Genomic DNA, 7,712 nt, shown 5'->3' on the forward strand with positions numbered 1-7,712 from the left:
CGGCTCGCGCTCGCCCGGGTGCTGCTCGCCGACTTCCCGGTCCTCGTCCTCGACGAGCCCGCCGAGCACCTCGACCTGCCCACCGCCGACGCCCTCACCGCCGACCTGCTCACCGCCACCGCCGGCCGCTCCACCGTCCTGATCACCCACCGCCTGGCCGGCCTCGACGACACCACCGTCGACGAGGTCCTCGTCCTGGACGCCGGCCGCGTCGTCGAACGCGGCCGCTGGTCCGACCTCCTCGCCCTCCCCGGCGGCCGGCTGCGGGGGATGGCGGAGCGCGAACGGGAGACCGACGGGCTGCCGCTGGCGGTCGGGTAGCCGGGGGGAGCCGGGAGAGCCGGGAAGGGCCCGCCCCGGCCCGTCGCGTCGCTACTTCTGTCGAAAACCGTACAAACTACGCTCTTCACCATGGACCCCACTCCTGACCTGCCGGACTTCACCCCGCCGGAACCGGTACCCGACCCCGCGCCGCACCGGGTGCCCGAGATCTCCTCGCTCGGGCTGGACACGCTGGTCACCGAGGTGTCGGAGCGGCTGCAGTCGGCGGCCGCCGTCACCGACCGGATGCAGCGGCTGCTGGAGGCCGTCGTCTCGGTCGGCGCCGGGCTCGACCTGCACGCCACCCTGCACCGGATCGCCGCCGGTGGGGCCGAGCTGGTGGACGCCCGGTACGCCGCGCTCGGGGTGGTCGCCCCCGGGGGGCACGGGCTGCAGGACTTCATCCACGTCGGCGTCGACGAGGAGACGGTCCAGGAGATCGGCGAGCTGCCGGTCGGCCGGGGCATCCTCGGCGCGCTGATCGACCGGCCCGAGCCGCTGCGGCTCACCGACCTCAGCACCGATCCGCGCTCCTACGGCTTCCCGCCGCACCACCCGGGGATGAGGACCTTCCTGGGCGAGCCGATCCGGATCCGCGACGAGGTGTTCGGCAACCTCTACCTCACCGAGAAGCGCGGCGGCGGCGCCTTCACCCCGGAGGACGAGCAGGTGGTGCACGCGCTGGCGGCCGCGGCCGGCGTCGCGATCGAGAACTCCCGGCTCTACGAGGAGGGCCGCCGCCGGGAGCGGTGGATCGCCGGAGCGGCGGCCGTCACCACGGCGCTGCTCTCCACCGACGAGGCGGAGGTCGCGCTCACCGTCGCCGCCGAGCAGGTCCGGGAGCTGGCGGACGCCGCGCTCGGGATGATCCTGCTGCCGACCGTGGACGGCCGGCTGCGGATCGCCCACACCTCCGGGGAGGCCGCCGAGTTCGTCCGCGGCGAGCTGCTGCCGACGGACGGTTTCGCCTCCAGGCTGCTGGCCGGCGAGAGCGTCCACCTCGACGACATGTCCACCGATCCGACCGTGGTGATCCGGCTCGCCCGCAGCTTCGGGCCCTCGCTGGCCGTGCCGATGGTCGCCGCCGGCCGGGTGCTCGGCGGGCTCTGCGTCTGGCGTTCGCGCGGCGCGGTGCCGTTCTCCGAGGCCGAGAAGCAGCTCGCCGAGACCTTCGCCTCGCAGGCCGCGCTCGCGCTGCGGCTCGCCGAGGGCCAGCGCGACCAGCAGCGGCTGGCCGTCTTCCAGGACCGCGACCGGATCGCCCGGGACCTCCACGACCTGGTCATCCAGCGGCTGTTCGCCACCGGCATGATGCTGGAGAGCGCCGCCCGGCGTGCCATCGTCCCCGAGGTGAAGGTGCGGATCGGCGAGGCGGTCGACGAACTGGACGCCACCATCCAGGAGGTGCGCACCACCATCTACGCGCTCCAGCACGACGGCCACGGCGACGCGCCCGACACCCTGCGGACCCGGGTGCTGCGCGAGTGCAGCCAGACCGCGGCGGCGCTCGGCTTCAAGCCCTCGGTCGCCTTCGTCGGCCCGGTGGAGAGCCTGGTCGGCGAGAAGACGGAACGTCAACTGCTCGCCGCACTGCGGGAGATGCTGTCCAATACGGCCAGGCACGCCCGGGCCTCCCGGGTCGGCGTGGAGGTCGACGCCACCGTGCACCTGGACGACGGCGGCCGGCCGGTCGGCGGCGACCCGGAGTCGCTGGACCGGGGTGGGCGGCCCGGCGTCCTGCTGACCGTCACCGACGACGGCGTCGGCATCCCCGAGGGCGGGCGGCGCAGCGGCCTGCGGAACCTGACCCGGCGCGCCGAGGCGCTCGGCGGCGACGCCTGGCACGAGCCGGGCCCGTACGGCAAGGGCACCCGGGTGCACTGGACGGCCCGGCTGTGAACGTCCGTCCGGACCATCGGCACCTACCCGGGCGTCTTCGAACGGTTTGTAAACGACGGGGATCCACAGCGGGTTTGGTTGGCGCGCGGTTGGTGTGCACTCGGTGAAAGTTTAACGAGAGAGAACTTCCCGGCCAACGGAGCAAGTTGTGCATTTCGCGGCCTTCCGGCGCTCTCGTGTGCACACATAGCTTTACTCCCGTCTCGGAGAGGTACCGGACTGTGGGGGAGCAGTGGACGCGTCAGGCCGCGGTCACACCGCAGCAGGGGCAAGTCGAGGGGGGTTCCGGGCCGAACGGGCACCGGACGGGCGGTACCGCTGGCAACTGAAGGCACCGAACGGACGCGTCGTCGCGGTCACCCCGGCCGCGTACGAAACGGCCGGGGAGGCGGAGCGCGGCTTCGACGGCTTACGGGCCGTCGCGGAGGGGCTCACCGCCCGGATCACGCACGTCCGGGACGGCATCGGCTGGATCTGGGTGATCCCGGGCTCGCGCACCCTGCCGGAGGTGCGGTCCAGCCGTGCCTACGAGCGGTACGCGACCTGCCAGAACGCCTTCCGGCGGTTCGTCGTGCTGCTGGCCAAGCAGCCGGCCCTGGAGCCGCCCGTGCGTCATGAATTCATCGAACGGGGGCCGTCGTTGAGAACGTCCGATGTCCGCTGACCGGCGCGGGCCGCGGCTGCTGACCGTCCCGGTCGGCGACCGCGCGCTCTCCTGGACGCTGCGCGCGGCGAACGGACGGCAGCTCGGCGTCGGTGTGCGCACCTACCGAGGTGAGGCAGAACTGGCGGACGCCATCCGGGAGTTGATCATCGAGCGGACCGCGCTGCGCTGCACCGTCGGCCAGTCCGAGGCCCGGCTGTGGGTCTGGGCGGCGTACCTGCCGCTGCGCACCACCCGCCCCGGCGCCGCCGACGCGGCCGGGCCGGTGGCCCGCAGCGCCCGCGGGTACCTGCGGCGCGACCAGTGCCAGGCCGGCGTGACCGGTTTCCTCGCCGGACTCCAGCGCCTGGGCCAGGACCTGCGCCGCCCCGGACGGGACGACGCCTGGCCGTTCTGACGGACCGTCCGCCGCCGCCCAGCCGCCCTCGGGCGGCTTCTCGCGTTGGCCCCGCCCGCGCCCCCGTTTCCCCCTCTTCCGGTGAAGCACAGGTATCCGGCAACCCCCCGAGCCGCCACCTGGAGAAGAACGTCACCGGCCTCTGACCTGCGACTTTCTCCCCCTTCGCGGCGGCGCTGACCTGTTGTTAAACCTCACCGAACCGAGAAATCGACAATCGCCCGCGCCGACCGTCCGCCCTTCCGACGGAACCGCGCCGACCGACAGGATCGGCACTGCCGGAACGGGCCGCCGCGGACGCGGCTCCCGGCCCCGGGACTGACAAGCAGTACCCGGGCACGCGATGCACGTCTCTCCCACCGGAGGAACAGGAACATGCGCAAGACCGCTGCCAAGCTGCTCGCCGCCGCCGCCATCGCGACCTCGGTCGTCACCGTCGCCAGCGGCACCGCCGTCGCCGACCCGTCGACCCTGCCGACCCTGCCGACCGCCAACGACTTCGTCGGCGTGGGCTCGGACACCACCCAGGCGATCCTGAACCAGTTCTCGGTCGACTACAACGCGTTCCTCGCCGCGAGCGGCAACACCACCTCGCCGCGGCTGTACAGCTGGGACGCGACCGGCACCACCCCGATCGTCGCCACCAAGACCGGTGCGACCCAGATCGCCCGCCCGAACGGTTCCGGCGCCGGCATCAAGGCCCTGGAGAACAACACCAACACCACGGTCGACTTCGCCCGTTCCTCGCGCGGCCCGCAGACCGGCGACCAGGCCACCGACTACTTCATCGCCTTCGCCAAGGACGCGGTGTCCTGGGCCGCCAAGGCGGGCGGCAACGCCCCGGCCAACCTCACCACGGCCGACCTGAAGGACATCTACACCTGCGCCAAGACCACCTGGAACGCGATCGACCCGTCGCTGCCGGCCACGACGATCAAGCCGTTCCTCCCGCAGGCCGACTCCGGCACGCGTGCCTACTTCCTGAAGACCATCGGCTCCGGTGTCGCGGTCACCCCGGGCGCCTGCGTCGTCTCCGGCACCCAGGAGAACCAGGGCACCGACCCGGCCCTGCAGGACAACGACGCCATCGTCCCGTACTCCGTCGCCCACTACATCGGCCAGGTGTACTTCGGCCACGCTGTCGGCAACGACGCCCAGGGCCCGCTGACCGTCCGCAACGTCAACGGCGTGACCGCCATCGACGTCGCCGGCAAGAAGATCGACGCCGCCTTCGCCCAGACCGACTACGCCCGCGTGGTCTACAACGTGGTCCGTCAGTCCGAGTGGACCTCCACCGCCGCCCGCGGTGTCGCGCTCCGCTCGATCTTCGGCGCCAACGGCTGGATCTGCAAGAACGCCACCGCCATCGCCGACATCCAGAGCTACGGCTTCCTGAAGCTGGACAACGGCTGCGGCGTCTCCACCCACATCTGAGCCGTCCCGCACCTGAACCACCGGCACCACCTGTAGGACCGCACGTCCCGGCGGCCACGGGCGTCACACCCGTGGCCGCCGGCTCGCACAACACAGCGTGACCGGGCGATGCCGCCGCCACCACACAGGGACCAGGAGAAACGATGCGAACGACCATGGGCAAGCCGCTCGCCGTCGCCGCGCTCGCGGGCTCGCTGGTCGGTCTGACCGGGGGGGCCGCGCTCGCCGACCCGCCCGTCGTGCCGAACCCCGGCGACATCGTCGGCGTCGGCTCGCAGACCACCGCCCCGCTGTTCAACCAGCTCTCCGCGGACTACAACGCCGCCCTCACCGCAGCGGGTGACACGACCTCGCCGCGGCTGTACAGCTTCGACGCGACCGGTCCCACGCCGATCGTCCTGAAGGCCGGCACCGGGTCCGTCGCCCGGCCGACCGGGACCGGGATCGGCCAGACCTACCTGCACGCCGTCCCGAGCTCCGTGGACTTCGTCCGGATGGACCGGGGGCGGCTGCCCTCCGACCTGCCGACCGACACCTTCGTGGCGCTCGCCAAGGACGCGGCCTCCTGGGCCGCGAAGTCCGGGGGCCACGCGCCGGCGAACCTGACCACGGCGCAGCTGAAGGACATCTACACCTGCGTCAGGACGAACTGGCAGCAGATCGACCCGTCGCTGCCGAACGCGACGATCAAGCCGTTCCTGCCGCAGCCCGGCTCCGGCCTGCGCGACTTCTTCCTGAAGGCCCTCGGCGGGGGCACGCCGATCATTCCCGGTGCCTGTGTCACCAGCGGCGTCGAGGACAACCAGGGCACCGACCCGGTCCTGAACGACGCCGACGCGCTGGTCCCGTACTCGGTGGGCCACTACGTGGGCCAGGCCTACTTCGGCCGTAGCACCGGCTCCGACGCGCCCGGATCGCTGACCGTCCGCGGCATCAACGGGATCGCGGCGGTGAACACGGTGAGCCAGACCATCAACGCCCCGTTCGCCGCGACCGTCTACGGCCGGGTGCTCCACGACCTGGTCCGCGGCGCCGACTGGACGGCGACGGACGCGCACGGGGCGGCACTGCGGAACATCTTCGGCACGTCCGGCTGGATCTGCCGCAACACGACGGCCCTCGCCGACATCAAGAGCCACGGCTTCCTGCCGCTTCCGGCCGGCGCCTGCGGCACCACCAGCTGAGCACGACTCCGCCTCAGACCCGTTAAGGACCACGCATATGCGCAAGGCCGCCGTCGGCATCCTGGCGAGTACCACCCTCGCCACGTCCTTCCTCCTGGGCACCACCGGAACCGCCTCGGCCGACCCGTGGACGCCGGCGGCGGCCGACATCGTCGGGGTCGGAACGCCGACCACCGGACCGCTGCTCAACCAGGTCTCCGCGGAGTACAACGCCGCCCTGGCCGCAGCGGGTGACACCACCTCGCCGCGGATGTACAGCTGGGACGCCAGCGGATCGGCGCAGATCGTCCCGAAGGACGGCGCGACGGCCATCTACCGCCCCGCGAACACCTGGGCCGGGATCACGGCGTTGAACGTCAACACCGCCGCCACCGTCGACTTCGCCCGCGCGGACCGGGGGCCCGGCTACACCAGCGACCTTCCGTCGAACCTCTTCGTGGCGTTCGCCAAGGACGCGGTGTCCTGGGCGGCGAAGGCCGGCGGCCACGCGCCGTCGAACCTGACCACGGCCGACCTGCGGGCCATCTACAGCTGCGTGAAGACCAACTGGCAGCAGATCGACCCGGCGCTGCCGAGCGCGACGATCAAGGCGACGCTGCCGGGCGTGGGCTCCGGTACGCGTGACCACTTCCTGACGGCCATCGGCGGCGTCATCCCGGGCCTGTGCGTGACCAGCGGCGGTCTGGAGAACCAGGGCACCGACCCGGCCCTGAACGACCCCGACGTGGTGATCCCGTACGCGGTCGGCCGTTACGTCGGCCAGACCCTTCTCGGCCAGAGCACCTCGACCGACGCGCCCGGCGAGCTGACCGTCCGCGGCATCGACGGCATCACGCCGGTGGACACGGTGAACAAGACGATCAACGCCCCGTTCGCCGTCACCGGGTACGGCCGGATCCTCTACACCGTCGTCCGCGACGCCGACTGGTTGGGGACCGGTCCCCGGACCAGCGCGCTGCGGGCGGTCTTCGCGAAGGGCGGCCTGCTGTGCGGCCCGGGCGGTACCACCATCATCCGGCAGCACGGCTTCCTGCCGCTGCCGGTGAACGGCTGCGGCACCGTCATGCACGGCTGACCGGCCACCGAGATGCTTCGGCCGCCGCCTCCGCCGGGCAGTGCGGGGCGGCCGGCCGCAGGGGCGGCCTTCTCAGGTCGCCTGCACCACCCAGCACACACCTCTCCCAAGGAGCACAGCATGTCCCGTACCCGCGCCCGTCTCGCCGCCACCGGTGCCGCCGTCGTTCTCGCCGTTACCGGCATGAGTGGTGCGGCCGTCGCCGACACGGCCCCGGCGAGCACGCCGGCCACCGGCAGCGCGGTGGTTACCTCCAGCACCACCTTCCTGAAGGACCAGGCGCTCAACGGCATCGTCGTCATCCCGCTGCCGACCGCCGCCCCCTCGTACGACAGCACCACCGGCATCACCACCACCTTCCCGGTGACCGGCGGCAAGGCGAACCTGCCCAACTACGTCGGTGGCGTCGAGCTCGGCGGTGGCCTGCTCTTCGTCAACGTCTTCACCGGCAAGAGCGCCACCTTCAAGGGGCTCAAGTTCGACGCCGCCACCTGGACCGTCACCGGTGTGCCGGTGAACGGCACCACGGCGGTCAAGCTGCTGGACCCGACCGGCGACGCCGACATCTCCCGGACCGGCACCACCCAGACCCTGGTGGCCCCGGACCTGCAGATCGACGCCGACGGTGCGCAGTACCTGGACACCAACCTCAAGACCGACTTCTTCAAGGCGGGTCAGTCCATCGGTTCCTTCAAGCTGACCTACACGCCGGCCAGCTGACGCAAGATCAGCCAGGGG

At 72.1% G+C, this 7,712-nt stretch carries 7 protein-coding genes and 1 pseudogene; all 8 read left to right on the forward strand.

What is annotated here, in order from left to right:
* Nucleotides 1-321: pseudogene (locus tag ABD308_RS12190) on the forward strand (hypothetical protein); the annotation flags it as partial.
* A gap of 246 nt (nucleotides 322-567) precedes the next feature.
* Complete coding sequence (locus tag ABD308_RS12195) at nucleotides 568-2,220, forward strand: sensor histidine kinase (RefSeq protein WP_344332523.1); 1,653 nt, start codon at nucleotides 568-570, stop codon at nucleotides 2,218-2,220.
* Between the two features lie 232 nt (nucleotides 2,221-2,452).
* Nucleotides 2,453-2,884 carry a YegP family protein gene (locus ABD308_RS12200; RefSeq protein WP_344332493.1) on the forward strand — a complete coding sequence of 144 codons (432 nt, stop codon included), beginning with the start codon at nucleotides 2,453-2,455 and terminating at the stop codon, nucleotides 2,882-2,884.
* Nucleotides 2,874-3,281, forward strand: a complete 408-nt coding sequence (locus tag ABD308_RS12205; protein ID WP_344332497.1) for a hypothetical protein — start codon at nucleotides 2,874-2,876, stop codon at nucleotides 3,279-3,281. The genes ABD308_RS12200 and ABD308_RS12205 overlap by 11 nt, the downstream gene beginning before the upstream one ends.
* Before the next feature lie 375 nt (nucleotides 3,282-3,656).
* Nucleotides 3,657-4,715, forward strand: a complete 1,059-nt coding sequence (locus ABD308_RS12210; RefSeq protein ID WP_344332501.1) for a PstS family phosphate ABC transporter substrate-binding protein — start codon at nucleotides 3,657-3,659, stop codon at nucleotides 4,713-4,715.
* Between the two features lie 143 nt (nucleotides 4,716-4,858).
* Nucleotides 4,859-5,899 (forward strand): PstS family phosphate ABC transporter substrate-binding protein, encoded by a 1,041-nt coding sequence (locus tag ABD308_RS12215; RefSeq protein ID WP_344332505.1) that lies wholly within the window; start codon nucleotides 4,859-4,861, stop codon nucleotides 5,897-5,899.
* A 37-nt stretch (nucleotides 5,900-5,936) separates the two neighbouring features.
* Nucleotides 5,937-6,974, forward strand: coding sequence for a substrate-binding domain-containing protein (locus ABD308_RS12220; protein ID WP_344332509.1), 1,038 nt, complete (start codon nucleotides 5,937-5,939; stop codon nucleotides 6,972-6,974).
* Nucleotides 6,975-7,094: 120 nt separating this feature from the next.
* Nucleotides 7,095-7,694, forward strand: a complete 600-nt coding sequence (locus ABD308_RS12225; RefSeq protein ID WP_344332513.1) for a hypothetical protein — start codon at nucleotides 7,095-7,097, stop codon at nucleotides 7,692-7,694.
* The last annotated feature ends 18 nt before the right edge of the window (nucleotides 7,695-7,712 follow it).

Source organism: Kitasatospora putterlickiae, from assembly GCF_039527695.1.
Lineage (GTDB): Bacteria > Actinomycetota > Actinomycetes > Streptomycetales > Streptomycetaceae > Kitasatospora > Kitasatospora putterlickiae.

What these genes read in the sequence shown, in the direction of transcription:
- ABD308_RS12195 (WP_344332523.1), top strand. Translation starts at nt 568, where the DNA reads ATGCAGCGGCTGCTGGAGGCCGTCGTCTCGGTCGGCGCCGGGCTCGAC.
- ABD308_RS12205 (WP_344332497.1), top strand. Translation starts at nt 2,874, where the DNA reads ATGTCCGCTGACCGGCGCGGGCCGCGGCTGCTGACCGTCCCGGTCGGC.
- ABD308_RS12210 (WP_344332501.1), top strand. Translation starts at nt 3,657, where the DNA reads ATGCGCAAGACCGCTGCCAAGCTGCTCGCCGCCGCCGCCATCGCGACC.
- ABD308_RS12215 (WP_344332505.1), top strand. Translation starts at nt 4,859, where the DNA reads ATGCGAACGACCATGGGCAAGCCGCTCGCCGTCGCCGCGCTCGCGGGC.
- ABD308_RS12220 (WP_344332509.1), top strand. Translation starts at nt 5,937, where the DNA reads ATGCGCAAGGCCGCCGTCGGCATCCTGGCGAGTACCACCCTCGCCACG.
- ABD308_RS12225 (WP_344332513.1), top strand. Translation starts at nt 7,095, where the DNA reads ATGTCCCGTACCCGCGCCCGTCTCGCCGCCACCGGTGCCGCCGTCGTT.